Annotated in this window: 15 protein-coding genes; 10 read left to right on the top strand and 5 right to left on the bottom strand. The window is 40.2% G+C overall.

Annotated elements, in window-relative coordinates; translation table 11 throughout:
* Positions 1–128: 128 nt before the first annotated feature.
* From VB715_RS21070 to VB715_RS21090, 5 genes are all read left to right on the top strand, one after another.
* A complete protein-coding gene (locus tag VB715_RS21070) occupies positions 129–350 on the top strand; it encodes a hypothetical protein (protein WP_323303162.1) in 222 nt (73 codons plus the stop codon).
* Positions 351–395: 45 nt separating this feature from the next.
* A complete protein-coding gene (locus tag VB715_RS21075) occupies positions 396–584 on the top strand; it encodes a hypothetical protein (protein WP_323303163.1) in 189 nt (62 codons plus the stop codon).
* 20 nt (positions 585–604) lie between these two features.
* A complete protein-coding gene (locus VB715_RS21080) occupies positions 605–835 on the top strand; it encodes a hypothetical protein (protein ID WP_323303164.1) in 231 nt (76 codons plus the stop codon).
* 141 nt (positions 836–976) lie between these two features.
* A complete protein-coding gene (locus VB715_RS21085; RefSeq protein WP_323303165.1) occupies positions 977–1,192 on the top strand; it encodes a hypothetical protein in 216 nt (71 codons plus the stop codon).
* A gap of 24 nt (positions 1,193–1,216) precedes the next feature.
* The gene (locus tag VB715_RS21090) at positions 1,217–1,978 is read left to right on the top strand and encodes a peptidylprolyl isomerase (RefSeq protein WP_323303166.1); all 762 of its coding nucleotides are present in this window, start codon (positions 1,217–1,219) and stop codon (positions 1,976–1,978) included.
* On the opposite strand, the gene VB715_RS21095 is transcribed toward VB715_RS21090, so the two are convergent.
* The 5 genes from VB715_RS21095 to dnaJ all read right to left on the bottom strand — a co-directional run bounded on the left by VB715_RS21095 (position 1,934) and on the right by dnaJ (position 8,906).
* A complete protein-coding gene (locus tag VB715_RS21095) occupies positions 1,934–2,791 on the bottom strand; it encodes a hypothetical protein (RefSeq protein WP_323303167.1) in 858 nt (285 codons plus the stop codon). The genes VB715_RS21090 and VB715_RS21095 overlap by 45 nt on opposite strands.
* Positions 2,792–2,799: 8 nt before the next feature.
* A complete protein-coding gene (locus VB715_RS21100) occupies positions 2,800–5,925 on the bottom strand; it encodes an ABC transporter transmembrane domain-containing protein (RefSeq protein ID WP_323303168.1) in 3,126 nt (1,041 codons plus the stop codon).
* Positions 5,926–6,337: 412 nt separating this feature from the next.
* Positions 6,338–7,462 (bottom strand): small ribosomal subunit biogenesis GTPase RsgA, encoded by a 1,125-nt coding sequence (gene rsgA, locus VB715_RS21105; RefSeq protein WP_323303191.1) that lies wholly within the window; start codon positions 7,460–7,462, stop codon positions 6,338–6,340.
* Between the two features lie 77 nt (positions 7,463–7,539).
* Positions 7,540–7,779 (bottom strand): sulfurtransferase TusA family protein, encoded by a 240-nt coding sequence (locus VB715_RS21110; RefSeq protein WP_323303169.1) that lies wholly within the window; start codon positions 7,777–7,779, stop codon positions 7,540–7,542.
* The gene (gene dnaJ / locus VB715_RS21115) at positions 7,776–8,906 is read right to left on the bottom strand and encodes a molecular chaperone DnaJ (RefSeq protein ID WP_323303170.1); all 1,131 of its coding nucleotides are present in this window, start codon (positions 8,904–8,906) and stop codon (positions 7,776–7,778) included. Before dnaJ ends, VB715_RS21110 begins: the two co-directional genes overlap by 4 nt.
* Before the next feature lie 270 nt (positions 8,907–9,176).
* On the opposite strand from dnaJ, the gene VB715_RS21120 reads away from it, so the two are divergent.
* The 5 genes from VB715_RS21120 to VB715_RS21140 all read left to right on the top strand — a co-directional run.
* Positions 9,177–10,349 (top strand): RNA-guided endonuclease TnpB family protein, encoded by a 1,173-nt coding sequence (locus tag VB715_RS21120; protein WP_323303171.1) that lies wholly within the window; start codon positions 9,177–9,179, stop codon positions 10,347–10,349.
* Complete coding sequence (locus tag VB715_RS21125; RefSeq protein WP_323303172.1) at positions 10,346–10,870, top strand: hypothetical protein; 525 nt, start codon at positions 10,346–10,348, stop codon at positions 10,868–10,870. The genes VB715_RS21120 and VB715_RS21125 overlap by 4 nt, the downstream gene beginning before the upstream one ends.
* A 5-nt stretch (positions 10,871–10,875) precedes the next feature.
* Complete coding sequence (locus VB715_RS21130; protein ID WP_323303173.1) at positions 10,876–11,229, top strand: nucleotidyltransferase family protein; 354 nt, start codon at positions 10,876–10,878, stop codon at positions 11,227–11,229.
* A gap of 293 nt (positions 11,230–11,522) precedes the next feature.
* Positions 11,523–11,885: a hypothetical protein gene (locus tag VB715_RS21135; protein WP_323303174.1), complete on the top strand. Its 363-nt coding sequence runs from the start codon at positions 11,523–11,525 to the stop codon at positions 11,883–11,885.
* Between the two features lie 153 nt (positions 11,886–12,038).
* Positions 12,039–13,562 (top strand): tetratricopeptide repeat protein (locus tag VB715_RS21140; RefSeq protein ID WP_323303192.1); only part of this gene is annotated, 1,524 nt, incomplete at its 3' end.

Genomic DNA, 13,562 nt, shown 5'->3' on the forward strand with positions numbered 1-13,562 from the left:
CAGTTATATCTATATTAATTGCCAATTTGGCAACCATTATTGTTTTTAGTTTCTTATGATTAAGTTAATCAAGAAACAATTCATTACTTGAATAATCAATCCTCAAAATACCTTAGGAGAAGTTAACTATGATTATTGCAGATTTAGAACACAATGAAATCATTTGTCCTACCAATAAACTCAAAAAAATTGAAGGTTCAGTCTCTTTATTATCATTTTCCACTAAATTTTTAGCCCTGGGTACTAGTAATTCTGTGGCTCAAGTTCTAACATCAAGTTTTCTCTCCGTGAGCGCACCAGGGAGTAACATTTCATCAGGGGAATTTTTGCTGGTATTAGGTGCAGACTAGACGCAAATGTTAGTCAGATTATAATGAATTTAAGGAGCAAAAACAGTGAAAATTACTGATTTAGACTATTGGCAAATTATGCCTCAAGAAATGAACTGTGAGATGCAGAATAAAGTTAAGGGCAGTGGCGTTGGTATCTGGGCTTTTGCTGGAGCGTTTGCTACTGGAAGAGATGTTGCTGTCGCCCTCACTTTGACTCATACTGTCTCTATCAAACTACCAATTATTATCTAACAAACTATCAGGAGAAATTCATGAGTCAATTAATTATTAACGATCTAACTTTTTGTGAAAGTGAATTTTCTAGGCTAGATGACATTAAAGTTAGTGGTGGATTTTTTAAGGTCGATTTTAAGGTTGATAGTGCCTCTGCGATAGATTTAGCTGGAGAAGGAGCAGCTGGTTATGGACTTGCGATTGCTATAGGGATTGGCGGTAGTCCTAGCACGTCTACTAATATTTCTATTCTGAAACTCTTTGGTTAGATCCTGCTCAAAATGACTGATTTTTTTGTTTAAATATCAGGTCTTATACCGATACTGATCTATCCCTAAAATTTAGAGACTGAGGATTAGGAATTTTCTAATCCTCAATTTTTCCTAATTCAGTCTTTCTCCCCAAAGAAGATGATTATTATTGACTTAGAATACAGAGAAACGATAACCAAAAATATTGAACTTATTAAAGGTGGAATTTCTTATTCAACAGTTTCTACTAAAGGATTTGCTCAAGGGACTAGATTATCGATTGTCTTGCTAGATGCTTTTTCTGTTGCCATAATTTTGCTAGATGGTAGAAGCTTTTCACAATCTTATTCATCGTCAACATCAATAGCTCAATAAATTTATGTGTTCCCTGAAATTATCATGGTTAGTCATCTTATACCTGCTGTTCAGTTAGAAGAAATTGTTAATTGTCTAAAAGATAATTTACAGTTAAAAAAGATTTATCAAGACATTCTCTATCAGAAGATTATTCGTCAGAAATCTGCCGAAATGAATCTGATAGTTACCTCAGAAGAAATTCAGATTGAAGCAGATAAGATTCGCCGTGAAAAGCAACTAGAAAAAGCGGCTGATACTTTGGCTTGGTTAAATGAGCAAATGATTACTGCTGATGAATGGGAATCTGGTATTCGAGATAATCTACTCCGCCAAAAATTAGCTAAGACTCTTTTTGCTCAAGATGTTGATAACTTTTTTAACCAAAATAAGTTGAATTTTGAGCAAGTTTTATTGTATCAAATTGTCGTTCCTTATGAAAAACTTGCCTTAGAAATCTTCTACCAAATTGAAGAAGAAGAAATGAGCTTTTATCAGGCTGCTCATCTCTATGATATTGATGAAAAACGCCGATACCAGTGTGGTTATGAGGGGAAACTTTATCGATTTAACATTAAGCCAGATCTGGCTTCTGTGATATTTTCGGCAAAAACTAAAGAGGTTATTCTCCCAGTAAAAACCAATCAAGAATATCATATTCTCATGGTAGAAGAATTTATTCCGGCAGAACTAACCTCTGAAGTTTATGATGAGATTATTAATAATATGTTTGATGAGTGGTTAGCCAGTGAACTCAACTATTTACTTCATGATTCGGAACAACCAATTCCAACTACTGACCCATAAACCCAAAAATATTAACGCAAATGTGTTAGATACTTCAGGCACTTTTTGACAAAAATCAACAGTATTAGAACCAGAATTACAAGATTGAGTCACGGCAATTAAATCGAGTTCAGTGTCTTGCTCAAAGTATTGTTGAAAGACACCCGTAAAATCAACTCGAATCGCTTCTTGATTGTCGCCGAATAAAAATTGTTCATCATAGCTAGTCAAAATTAAATCAGGACTGATGTTCAACTTAAAAAAATCCTGATTTAGTTCTTGATCATCATTGGTATTGATAAAACTGAAGATATTAAAAAGATTTAAACTGCTTTGAGTGGAATGCTCAAAAAGCTTTAATGAAATACCACCAGAAGCACTAGCATTATCCAGATGCCAGTCTTCAACAAAATTTTCTAAATATAAAGATGCTGTAACATCAAACTGTAAAAAATTACCAGCCGCAATGGAGAAATGACCCAAAAGCTTAGTAAAAATATCTGTTTTTAGCAAGTATTCTGAACCTGTACCAACTGCTAAAGTTTGGAAATTAGCATGAGCAAAGACAGTGGAATCATCAGCCCAAAAAAGAGCATCCCATGCAATTTGATTTTGGGCGGTTCCTTCCTCCGCCATAGCAACTGTGTTGATATCCCCAATCACAGAAACATCTTCAGCAAATTGATTAACATGATTGATCGTTAACCTAATTTCAGAAATACTAACAATTGTGGCTGCTTGACTAGGAACAGAAAGGCTGATTGAACCAACAGTAATTAGAGGGGTAATTAAAGTCAGCAATAATTTATGATGGGTTAAATTTATTTTCATCATGATGAAACCTAAAGATTAAGTTGTTGTTCAGCTAAGTGAGCATAAATTCCTTTTAAAGCGATAAGCTCCTCGTGAGTTCCCTTTTCAGCCAAAATACCCCGTTCCAAAACAAGGATGCAATCAGCATTGCGAACCGTAGAAAGACGATGGGCAATAATAAAAGTGGTACGATTGCGGGATAGACGAGTCAGATTTTGTTGAAATCGCCGTTCAGACTCCGTATCAAGGGAACTGGTAGCCTCATCTAAAATGAGAATGCGGGGTTCTCCCAATAAAGCACGGGCGATCGCAATTCTTTGTCGCTGTCCCCCGGATAAATTCGTTCCCCGTTCTCCCACTTTGGTGTTATATCCTAAAGGCATACTCTGGATAAAAGCGTGTGCTTCTGCCAGTTGTGCCGCTTTGATAGCTTGATCTAAACTAAATTCAGGACGATACAGAGTAATATTGTCTAAAATAGTGCCAGAGAATAAGAAACATTCCTGGGGAACCACACCCAATTGAGAACGCAGAGAGTGGGGAGAGACATGGTGCAGATCATGATCATCAATGCAGATTTTGCCCTGTTCCACCTGATAAAGTCCCTGAAGCAACTTAACTAAGGTCGTTTTACCCGAACCACTTCGGCCTACAATAGCAACCGTTTGACCCGCTTTTACCGCAAAGGAAATATTCTGAAGGGTGTTGCGTTCCTCATCAAGATCATAACGAAAGGTCACATTGTCAAATTTGACATCACCTTTGATCAGAGGTAACTGTAACATGGGTTGACCTGGGGTTTCTTCGGGTTTCGTGTCAAAAATATCGTTCAACCGTTCCACCGAAATTAGTACCTCTTGCAGTTCATCCCAAAGATTCGCCATTGAAAGAACAGGACTAAGAACCTTACCGATCATCATATTAAAGGCCACAAATTGACCAATGGTTAGATGATCTTGAATCACCAAAGTCGCCCCATACCAAAGCAAAGCGGTACTACCGATAGAATTAATTAACCCACTGGCCGCTTGTAAGTTAATCCCTAATTTCTGGCCCCGAAATCGCGCATTGAGATAATTTGTGAGATGATCTTCCCAACGCCAGCGCAATTCTCGCTCGGTGGCCGTCGCTTTAATCGTGGCCACCCCGGTGATGGTTTCCACTAAGGCTGAATTTTGCTCCGCAGACCGATTAAACACCTCTCTCGAAACATGACGTAATAAGGGGGTTGCTCCTAGGGTCAAGAGCATAATCGGCGGAATCAATGCCACAATTAAGAGGGTTAGCTGCCAGTTGTAATAAAGCATCAACCCTAAATAAACAAATCCCATCAAGAAATCTAACCAAGCTAAAACAACTTGATTGAGCAAAAATTGCTGAATTTTTTGGTTTTCATTGACCCGTGTAATGATATCCCCCACATGACGGGATTCAAAAAATCTTAGGGGCAGTAACAGCGCATGACGAATAAAACCGCCTATCATTGTTAGATCCAGGCGGTTAGAAAGATAGCTTAAGAGGTACTGTCTCACCCCAGATAACAATACACTCCAGATGCCAAATAACAGCACCCCGATCGCAAACACATTTAAGGTGGTGAGACTTTTGTTAACGACGACTTTATCTAAGATAATCTGGGTAAATAAGGGACTGACTAGCCCAAAAATCTGAATCAGAAAAGACGCGAGGATGACTTGAATACTGATGTTACGATAGGGCAACAGTAACCGCAAAAATCGACCGAGAGAGCGTTTTTCCGTAGGAACTTGGTTTAATCCTTCCGTGGGGTCTAACAATAAAGCGTAACCTGTCCATCCAGCCAAAAATTCTTGACGGGGAATGAAACGTTTTCCTTTGGCCGGATCAGCAACTAACAGGCGATCGCCTTTCACCCGATACACAACGACATAATGATCCCCTTGCCAATGGGCGATCCAAGGGTTTTTTTCTTCCACTAAACGGTTTAAACTGGCTCGCACGGGCCGTGCTTGATACCCTAAACTTTCCGCAGCCCTAGCTAAATTTTTTAAGGAGGCCCCGGAGCGTCCCACTCCCGCTAAATCTCGCAAAAAATTGAGACTTAGACGCTTTCCCCAATATTGAGAAATCATCGCTAAACAAGTGGCTCCACAGTCAGCCGAACTTTGTTGTTCAATAAAGGGGTAATTTTGCCATAATTTTCGCCGTCGTTTTAAGGGTTTGGGAAAGTTGATTTCGGGTGTTTCTCGGTCGGGAGGTGTGATGATGGGTGAGGGTGTTGGAGCGATCGCTTCTCTAGGGGGAGGCAAGGTGGGGGCAGGAATAGGGACAGATGGGTTTTCTGATGTGGGATCTAACATGGGTGCGATCGCCTTTACTTTGTCCCAATCTGATGCCAGAATTTGATAAAGATACAGTTCGCTTTGAGCAACCCAGTCTGGGGGGATTTTGGCGGGATATCCCCAAGCACTACCAATATTGAGGGGATAGGACTTAATTTGTCCTTGACGCAACCAGCAATGACTAGGTTCTTTCTTTGCGATTGCTGCTAAATTCTCTCCTGCAGGGATCTGCCTTTCTCTGACATAGGGTAATAGTTGTTGGAGTCGACGACTGGAGAGATCCCCCAATTCAGTAAAAGTTTTGAAAAAGATTAAGGTTTGTCGTTGTTTCGCTTCTGTTTGCCAATGGGCCTGAAGTTTTGGCAGCTTGTCCAAATAGGGTTTGAGGGTTTGCTGAGAAATTTTAGCCACTTGTACGGATGCGGTGGGGACTGTTCCGGCCGCGATCGCTTGATAGGGCCATATTATTTCATTCCAGACAGAGTCCCCTCCAAATACATCTCCTTCTCTCAGTAAGTTAATCGAAACTTCTCGCTCTTTTCCCTGATGGAAACTGACTAACCTGACTTGTCCCTGACAAATTAAGTAGACATCAGAAGAACTCACAGAATTTTGTCCAGTTGTTTGGGGTTCTTTGGGTAAGTTTGTGATAATTTCTCCCCAATTAAATCCTAATATTTCAAATTTGTTAGCTAGATCTTGTCCTGGGTCGTCTGTTTCAGAAATAGACTCAAGTATTTGTCTAATTCTCTGGATTATTTGCTGATTTTTTTCACCAGATTGAAGAGTTAGCTTGTTTGTTTCTTCCGAGGGAGAAAACAAGTAGTTTTTCATGGTAAAATCCTAAAATTGTTTACTAAAATTCTCAACCTAGAAATTAATAAAAACCCAATTGACCCTTTTTAAAAGGCATTTTGAGCAGAAAATATTGTCATTTTTAAGATTTCATAGAGATTATTTAATATTTTCCACGACAAATCCCTAGGGTATTGAGACTCTAGTAAGAATTTAAAAAAATATGTTTATGGTTAGGGGGTTATCGATGAGAATTTGACCTCTCATCTAAACTAACTAAAGATTCAGACACAATAGCATTTTACTTTTTACTTTTGCCCCTGTCATCTCCCAATTATAAAACTTAATCTATAATCTAAATGTAAGCGATGTATATTTTGATTACAAAAATTAAATATTAAGATAATGATCCACTAATAAATGAGTAAATTTTAGACATTCATTCCATGAATTAAGATTCTTCTTCTTGTTCAAGTTTGTCTAAATTTTGATGGTCATACTGGTTCTGTAAATTTTGATGTTTTTCTCGACGGGAAGAGCGACGATATTTTTTGGTTTCTAATTTGGGTTCATAATATTCCTGACCTGAACCTTTAATTTTTAATTTTAAATTTGATTCTTTTTCCCCTATTTTTTGGTTTAATTCTTGTTGAGATATTGCTTCTTTTAAAAAGGTCAAGTAATGTTCATATCTTTCCCAATTCGTGTCAATAACACAATTGGGTTCTCCGCGATGTAAACAGTCTTTAAACTGACAATTTCCGACTTCTAATTGTTGTTTTGCCTCTGGAAAATAGTATACTAATCTTGCAGTTTCGCAGTCTAAATTAGGTTGATTAAATCCAGGAGTATCCGCAACTAATCCCCCTGCTGGCAATTCAAACAATTCAACGTGACGGGTAGTATGACGACCTTTTTGCAATTTGCCAGAAACCTGATTGACCCGTTGTTTAATGTTAGGAATTAATGTATTAATTAAACTAGATTTACCAACTCCTGATGGCCCTGCCAGAATTGTAATTCTATCTCGTAGACAGTTTTTAAGTTCATCTAATCCTTGTCCTGTCATCGTACTAATAAATAATGGATTATAGCCCCATTTTTGTAGACGTTCCTGCCATGCGTTTTGTAGAGTAGATGGCATTAAATCAGCTTTATTTAGACATAAACGTGAAGGTAGGTTTGTTGACTCTGCTTTGACCAAAAAACGACTTAATTGCCAGGGTTCTAGGGGGGGTTCTTCTAAAGAAAATACTAAGAGAATTTGGTCAGCATTGGCCACGGGAGGCCGGGATAATTCAGTTTTGCGGGGTAATACTTGGGCGATCGCACCTCGTCCATCTTGATAGTCTGGTTCTTCAACCATCACGTGATCGCCTACCATGATATTTTGACCAATTTTCTTTAACCGAGTGCGTCGAGTACAGAGTAAATGGGAGAGTGGGGAACCATTTTGATCCTTTAAGGTGTGATCTAAACGTACCTGATAAAAATTAGCCTGTACTGCTACCACTGTCCCGAAAATTTCCGAGATAGGAGGAATAGAAAACTGGTCTGTTGGGGTCACATCATGCACAAAGAGGTGGGGTGTAGGAGAAGTCAGCACTTCGGCTTCGCTCAGTAGCCAGTCAGCACTAACTTCCTCATTGTTCATCAGGGACGACGTACTTTGAGAGAGAAGAACTCTTGACGATCTTCAATGGTTTCGAGGTGATACCCTTCCATCGTCAAACTATCGGGAACCTGTTCAATAGGTTCTCCTGGATCTAACCACACTTCTAACACCTCACCAGGAGACATTTGCTCTAATTTTAATTTAGTGCGAACGAAGTTAATGGGGCAAGGAGTTCCCCGTAGATCCAATAAAAAAACTTCAGCAGTAGGGAGGTTCATTTATGGAATAAGCCTCCTAAAAAGCCTTCTATTCCTCCTTTACCGTGACTATGACCCTTAATATGGGCTAATTTTTCTAAAAGTTCCCGTTCCTCTGGATTGATCCGGGTGGGGATATCAATTGTAATGGTGATCAGATGATCGCCCCGCATGGTTGCATTTCCCAGTTTAGGAACCCCTAAATTTTCCATGGTTAACACCGTATTGGGTTGAGTTCCTGCGGGAATGATTAATTCTTGTTCTCCATCAACGGTATTGACAGGAACGGTACATCCTAAAATTGCTTGCAGATAACTGATAGTAATTTCAGAATGAATATTCATCCCATCGCGGGTAAATTCTCTGTCAGGTTCCACATAGAGATAAACGTAAAGATCCCCAGATGGGCCACCTCTCACCCCGGCATCTCCTTCACGGGACACTCTGAGACGGGTTCCGTTATCAACCCCCCCAGGAATGGTGATTTTCAGCTTTTTGGTTTCTTGTCTACGTCCGGCCCCACCACAGACTTCGCATTTTTCTTCAATTACTTCTCCACTGCCGTTACAACTGGGACAGGCGGAAACTTGGGCAAAACTACCAAAAGGGGTACGGGTGGCGCGGCGGACTTGTCCTTGACCGTTGCAAGTGGAACAGGTACGAGATCCGGTTCCTGGTTTGGCCCCGTTACCTTTACAAACTTGACAACTTTCGAGATGAGGGATGCGAATTTCTTTTTCTCCCCCAAATACTGCTTCACGGAAGTCTAATTTGAGGTCGAGGCGTAAATCATCCCCTTTACTGGGGCCACTTCGACGGCGTGTGGTTCCGGTTGTTGCACCACCTCCAAACCCACTGAAAATGGTTTCAAAGATGTCGGCAAAACCGCCCATGTCGCCCATATCGCCATAGTTGAAGCCTCCCGCGCCACTGACTCCTGCTTCTCCAAACTGATCGTAACGACTACGAGTTTCTGGTTCGGATAGCACTTCGTAAGCGCGATTAATTTCTTTAAAGCGTTCTTCGGCTCCTGGTTCTTTGTTAACATCAGGATGATATTTCCGCGCTAGACGGCGGTATGCTTGTTTTAGGTCTTCTTTACTGGCGTTACGGGCAACCCCAAGAGTTTCGTAGTAGTCACCTGGCATAGAGCTTTGATCGAGTAAGTTGTGCGGTTGAGTTGAGTGATTGGCCTAGTGTTACTTTAGCAAATTATTGTGAAGAAAACATCAATAAGAATTCTTTTTATGTAAAATGCTGATGACTTGAGTTTGGCTAATATTCCATACTGGGTCTGGTTTTGAGGCAAATAAGGGAGATTGAATCATCGAAAAATTGGGTAGAAACCCCGTCGTTCTACGACGGCTTTATATTTGTAGTTTAACACACTCACAAAAAGATGTGCTATAATGTGAGGCATGGAAAAAGCCTTTAGTTACCGATTTTACCCAACCCCAGAACAAGAGTCGCTATTGCGGCGCACTTTGGGCTGTGTAAGGTTGGTTTACAACAAGGCTCTCTATGAGAGAACTCAAGGATGGTACGAGAGACAAGAAAAAATTGGATACAACCAAACATCTTCCATGCTGACCGAATGGAAAAAACAAGAAGACTTGGCTTTTCTTAATGAAGTTAGTTGTGTACCAATACAGCAAGGATTGAGACATCTTCAGTCGGCATTTGCTAATTTCTTTGCAGGAAGGGCAAAATATCCTAACTTTAAGAAAAAAAGGAATGGCGGTAGTGCTGAATTTACAAAGTCGGCATTTAAGTTTAAAGATGGAAAAATCTACCTTGCTAAAAGTGTTGAACCTTTGGACATTCGATGGTCTAGGCAGATTCCAAAAGGATGTGAGCCGTCTTCTGTAACCGTTAAAATGCACCCATCGGGACGTTGGCATATTTCCATTCGTTTTGACGATCCCACCAGATCGCCGTTGCCGAAGAGCGATAATGCAATTGGGATTGACTTGGGGATTACAAGTTTGATCGCTACGAGTAATGGGGATAAAGTTGTTAATCCCAAACAATTTAAGCAGCATTACAGAAGATTGAGACGAGCGCAGAAAAACCTTTCTCGTAAACAGAAGGGTTCTAAAAACAGAGAAAAAGCGAGGGTTAAGGTGGCTAAAATTCACCTTAAGATCTCTGATTCTCGCCAAGATTTCTTGCATAAGTTGACGACTAATTTGGTACGCGAAAATCAAACGATTGCCGTTGAGTCGTTGGCAGTTAAGAATATGGTTAAAAACCACAAACTCGCATTAGCTATTTCTGATAGCGGATGGAGTGAATTGGTTAGGCAATTAGATTACAAATGTCGATGGTATGGGCGTAATCTAGTTAAGATTGACCAATGGTTTCCTAGCTCCAAACGCTGTGGAAATTGTGGTCACACAATGGATAAATTACCGCTAAATATCCGTGAGTGGGAATGTCCTAAATGTGGGGTAGTCCATGACAGAGATATCAACGCCAGCAAGAACATTTTGGCCGCAGGGCTTGCGGTGTCAGTCTGTGGAGCGACCATAAGACCCGAACAGAGCAAATCTGTGAAGGCGGGTGCTATGAAGCAGAAACCTAAATCGTGAGGTTTGGGAATCCCCGCCCTTTAGCGAAGCGGAGGGCGAGGGAGGATGTCAAGAGTGATCCATTAACCGTAGGTCTACTGGTAAGTTTGGCTGTACAGGAATTTGTCAAGTCTGGGACGGGAGATTTGACTAAACGTTTTACCGCAGAGGCGATCGCAAAAATTCCTGTATTATGGGGCAAGATTAAAGCCCGATTAACGGGAAAATCCCCTAAAGTTGATGAGGCATTGGTTAAAGTGGAAGGGGGCGACAGTGCGGCCATTGAAACCATTACTAAAAATCTTGATGTGGTGTTGGATGACGACCCCATTTTTGCCGAAGAATTACGGGTTTTAGCCAAGGACATTAAAGCAGGGGAACTCAGACAAGTGGGATTAGAAAATGTTGAGGCGGGTGAATTAGATGCAGAGGTTGAGCAACAGGTAAAAGGAAAACCAACGGCTAATACTGAACAAATTGGAGCAACTGGGTTGAAAGTTACGGGAAAAGCGACGATTAAAACTAAGCAAAGTATTGAGTAGAATTTATGAAACTGGCTATTTCTTTGCCAATGGAAGAATTGCAAACATTTTGTCAGCATTGTCAGATTCAAGAATTAGCAGTGTTTGGCTCAATTTTACGGGATGATTTTCGTCTAGATACAAGTGATGTGGATTTTTTAGCTGTTTTTGAACCTTCTTGTCGTTGGAGTTTGTTGGATAGAGTACGCATGGAAAGCGATTTAGAAAAGTTGCTTGATCGTCCAGTGGATTTATTAGACAAAGAAGAAATAGAACAGAGTCCTAATTGGTTACGTCGTAAAACTATTCTTAAATCAGCCAGAATTATTTATGCTAAGTTATCACAAATAATAGACTTTAACTCTAAAGAGTTAAGCTAGACAAACAAAGGTTGCCTACGCAACCTGGAATTTAGTCCGCGAAGGCGGACTTAGTTTTTATAGAATCAGGCTTTAACCTGTTATTAATTATTAGTTTAACTCAACCATGACTTAAAATTTTAGGCAACATGAACGACAATTTTAACGAAACGTTTTACCCAAGAGGCGATCGCCTCGTAATGAATTCAGAAGTCAGAAGTTAAAATTATTGGGAGAATAACCTTTGTAGGGACTTAATACCATTAATTCCTGACTATAATAAAATCAGTCAATTGGAACAATTTTTGAAGCAAATGGAACCTTTAACCGCATTGGCTGGTACAGTGGCGATTATTCTGACGGGGGCCTTAAACCGCGTGGGTGAGATGACATTGGATGGTACGATCGCCCAGTTAAAAAAACTAATTGAGGCAAAATCTCCAGAAACACTGAAAAAACTGGAATCTTCGGGACAGAATCCTAAGATTTTACCGGAAACGATTGAAGTGATAGCGACTTTGATCGAAGATGATACAGAAATTAAGGAAGCTGCGGAAAAGGTAGCCAAGGAAAATGAAAATAATTCCTATGTAATTAATCAATTTCCTAAGTTAGAAAAGATTCTTAATTTTGCCAGTAGAGATATTAATATTAAAGAACAAAATATCACTTTTTGACTAAAGTCGCCTGATTTTGGTCAGGTTAAACCAAACCCCCACAATTTATTTAACAGTGGAGTCCCTCAATTTGTGGGACGCGATCGCGTTTTAATTAAGTTACACGAACAGTTACAGCAGACGGAAAGGGTCGCTATTTCTACCTTAACGGGAATGGGTGGCATCGGTAAATCGGAATTAGCCTTACAGTATAGTTGGCAGGAATGGCCGAAAGAAACTTATCGGGGGGGAATTTGTTGGTTGAATGTAGTAAATAGTGATCCTGGTTTGAGTATTGTGACTTTTGCCAGCAGTTATTTGGGCTTAACTATACCAGATACGGAATCCTTAAGGGAACGGGTTGCTTATTGTTGGCAACATTGGCTTAAAAATGATACGGATCAAACATTGATTATTTTTGATGATGTGCGGGATTATGAGCAGATTAAGCACTATTTACCGCCGAAGGAAGAAAAACGCTTTAAAGTCATTATTACGACGCGCTGTCAGTATCTATCGGCCTCTGTTCAAACTCTCCATATCGAGAAGTTAGATGAAGCGGCAGCCTTAGATTTATTGCGTTCATATATAACTGATGGCAGAATTGATGAGCAAATTGAGCAAGCAGAGTCACTTTGTCGAGATTTGGGCTATTTACCCCTAGCTTTGGAATTGGTAGCGCGGTTACTGCGACGGCGCAATAGTTGGACGGTGGAGAAAATTAGGGAGAAGTTGGCAGAGAAGGGGTTAGAAGATGCTAGTTTAGTTAAAAATCCTAAGTTTGACTCGGAAATGACTGCGGAACGAGGGGTTAAAGCTGCTTTTGATCTGAGTTGGGACGCTTTAAAGGAGGAACCAGAAGCCCAAAATTTAGCTCTCTATCTTAGTTTATTTGCTCTTGCGCCTTTTCCTAAAGTGTTTATTGATGGGTTATTTCCTGAACAAGAGGAAGACGAAATTGAGGAATGGTTAACGGATAATTTAGTTCATCTTAATCTAGTCAGAACCTTAGATAATGGTTGGTATGAACTGCATACTTTGATTCGTCGCTATCTAAGGGATAAATTAGAACAGTCTGAGATTAAAGAGAAAGCAAAACAAGCTTACTGTAAGGTGATGGTGACAGTTGCTAAAAATATTCCTCATACCCCTACCTTAGAAGATATTGCCAATTTTGAACCCATTATTGATCACCTGAAAGTTGTTGCTGATGAGTTAGACAAATCCCTAGAAGATGAGGATTTAGATTGGCCGTTTATTGGTTTGGGTCGTTTTTATCTAGGTCAAGGACTCTATAATGATGCAGAACCCTATTTAACTGATTGTTTAAGGTTTACACAACAACGCTTAGGGGAAAATCATCCCGATGTTGCTACCAGTCTCAACAATTTAGCAGAATTGTACCGTTCTCAAGGACGTTACCCAGAAGCAGAACCCTTGTATCGGCGATCGCTGTCTATCAGGGAACTACAATTGGGGGAAAATCATCCCTCTGTTGCTAACAGTCTCAACAATTTAGCTGGTTTGTACCGTTCTCAAGGACGTTACCCAGAAGCAGAACCCTTGTATCAGCGATCGCTGTCTATCTGGGAACAACAATTGGGGGAAAATCATCCCGATGTTGCTACCAGTCTCAACAATTTAGCTGGTTTGTACGAATCTCAAGGACGTTACCCAGAAGCTGAACCCTTGTATCTG

This window comes from Crocosphaera sp. UHCC 0190 (assembly GCF_034932065.1).
Lineage (GTDB): Bacteria > Cyanobacteriota > Cyanobacteriia > Cyanobacteriales > Microcystaceae > UHCC-0190.

Bases quoted from the DNA above. Each gene is read 5' to 3' on its own strand.
- VB715_RS21070 (WP_323303162.1), top strand. From the start codon at position 129: ATGATTATTGCAGATTTAGAACACAATGAAATCATTTGTCCTACCAAT.
- VB715_RS21080 (WP_323303164.1), top strand. From the start codon at position 605: ATGAGTCAATTAATTATTAACGATCTAACTTTTTGTGAAAGTGAATTT.
- VB715_RS21085 (WP_323303165.1), top strand. From the start codon at position 977: ATGATTATTATTGACTTAGAATACAGAGAAACGATAACCAAAAATATT.
- VB715_RS21090 (WP_323303166.1), top strand. From the start codon at position 1,217: ATGGTTAGTCATCTTATACCTGCTGTTCAGTTAGAAGAAATTGTTAAT.
- VB715_RS21095 (WP_323303167.1), bottom strand. From the start codon at position 2,791: ATGATGAAAATAAATTTAACCCATCATAAATTATTGCTGACTTTAATT.
- VB715_RS21100 (WP_323303168.1), bottom strand. From the start codon at position 5,925: ATGAAAAACTACTTGTTTTCTCCCTCGGAAGAAACAAACAAGCTAACT.
- VB715_RS21110 (WP_323303169.1), bottom strand. From the start codon at position 7,779: ATGAACCTCCCTACTGCTGAAGTTTTTTTATTGGATCTACGGGGAACT.
- dnaJ (WP_323303170.1), bottom strand. From the start codon at position 8,906: ATGCCAGGTGACTACTACGAAACTCTTGGGGTTGCCCGTAACGCCAGT.
- VB715_RS21120 (WP_323303171.1), top strand. From the start codon at position 9,177: ATGGAAAAAGCCTTTAGTTACCGATTTTACCCAACCCCAGAACAAGAG.
- VB715_RS21130 (WP_323303173.1), top strand. From the start codon at position 10,876: ATGAAACTGGCTATTTCTTTGCCAATGGAAGAATTGCAAACATTTTGT.
- VB715_RS21135 (WP_323303174.1), top strand. From the start codon at position 11,523: ATGGAACCTTTAACCGCATTGGCTGGTACAGTGGCGATTATTCTGACG.